Source organism: Burkholderia sp. Cy-637, assembly GCF_011753175.1.
GTDB lineage: Bacteria > Pseudomonadota > Gammaproteobacteria > Burkholderiales > Burkholderiaceae > Burkholderia > Burkholderia gladioli.
Window position 1 is genome coordinate 1 of the sequence record NZ_VWWC01000373.1, and the last position, 1,500, is coordinate 1,500.

Consider the following 1,500-nt stretch of genomic DNA (forward strand, 5'->3'; position numbering starts at 1 on the left):
CCGGTACCGCCGCCGCGCTGCCGCCCGAGCTCGCGCGCGTCACGCAGCAGCCGGTCGCGCAGCAGGCCGCCTGGCTCAAGACGGCCGCGCGCGACGGCACGCTCGAGAAGCTCGACGACGCGACGCTCACCGCCCTGTTCAGCGCGCTCGACCCGATGACGGTGCCCGCCTACATCGCGGCGGGCCCGAACGGCTACCCGTCCTACGAATTCACCATGACGCGCCAGGAGCGGCTCGGCGACAAGTGGGCCGACAAGCCCGATCACATGAGCGTGAAGATCACGCGCGAACCGCTGCGCATCTACGCGAAGTGGCTGCCTGACGGCGCGCATTCGGGCCAGGAAGCGATCTATGACGAGACCAAGCGCAAGGACGAAATGTACGGCCATCTCGGCGGCCTGCTGGGCAAGATCCCGCTATGGACCTCGATCACCGGCACGCTGGCGCGCGCGCAGTCGAATCACACGATCCGCGATCTCGGCACCGAGTACGTGACCGGGCTGTATCTGAGCGAAGGCAGGAAATACGAGGCCGCCGGCGTGAGCAAGCCGACCCGCATCGAAGCCAGGACCATCGACGGCGTGCGCGTGGTGGCCCTGACCTACGAGACGCCGACCGGCCGCCCGCAGTTCTATGCCAAGAAGGAAACGCTGGGCCTGGACCTGCGCCACCCCTATTTCCGCACCGTCGAGTCCTACGACAACGACGGCCGGATCTTCGAGCGGATCGTATTCCAGAAGATCACGCCGACCAGCTTCGACGATTCCGCCTTCGATCCGAAGAACCCCGACTACAAATACTGATCGAAGCGATCCGCACGGCCCGATGGCATGCCACCTTCATCCGGCCGTGCCGGCAGCCTCTCCGCCGGAGAGCACCACCGCGACAGTTCGTCACGTCGAACGGCTGGGCCCAGCCCTTGATTTATCGCATCGCCACCCCAATTTCCACTGTTCGGCACCGTCAAGGTGCAACGCATGGCGGGGATTCCGGCATCAACTTCGGGCCGCTCCCCGTCCCAGTGCAAAGCCGCCTGGCCGTCCGGCCGGCTCGCACTTCCCGCGCCAAAACGTCTATAGTGGGTAACGGTTCGACACAAAGGTCCACGTACGCTTCTCAATCGAACAGGGTAGAATCCCGCTCAAGCGCTCCGCCAGATAGCGCGGCGCATCCAAGCAAAACCCTCATCTGACGCCGGCTCAAGCCGCTTCTCAATGGCCAATCCTGCAGAATCCCATCCGCAAAACGACTTCATCAACGCAGCGCGCAAGGAACGCAAGCGCGTGGAAATCTACCTCGTCAACGGTATCCGCCTGACGGGCTGCATCGAGTCGTTCGACCAGTACCTGGTGATGCTGCGCACGCCCGTCGGTTTGCAAGGCATCTACAAACGCGCGATCTCGACGATCCAGCTCGACATGGGCGGTTCGCGCCCCGGCGGCGGTGGCGGCCGCGGCGGCCCCCGCACCGGCGGTGGCGGCGGCCATGGCGGGCACGGCG

2 protein-coding genes are annotated in these 1,500 nt (G+C 65.6%); both read left to right on the plus strand.

Annotated elements, in window-relative coordinates; all coding sequences use genetic code 11:
• Positions 1 to 803, plus strand: an 803-nt coding sequence (locus F3J10_RS35625; protein WP_167244046.1) for a DUF1571 domain-containing protein, incomplete at its 5' end; no start/stop codon positions are given.
• A gap of 411 nt (positions 804 to 1,214) precedes the next feature.
• The coding region (gene hfq, locus F3J10_RS35630) for an RNA chaperone Hfq (protein WP_167244047.1) at positions 1,215 to 1,500 on the plus strand (286 nt) is incomplete at its 3' end.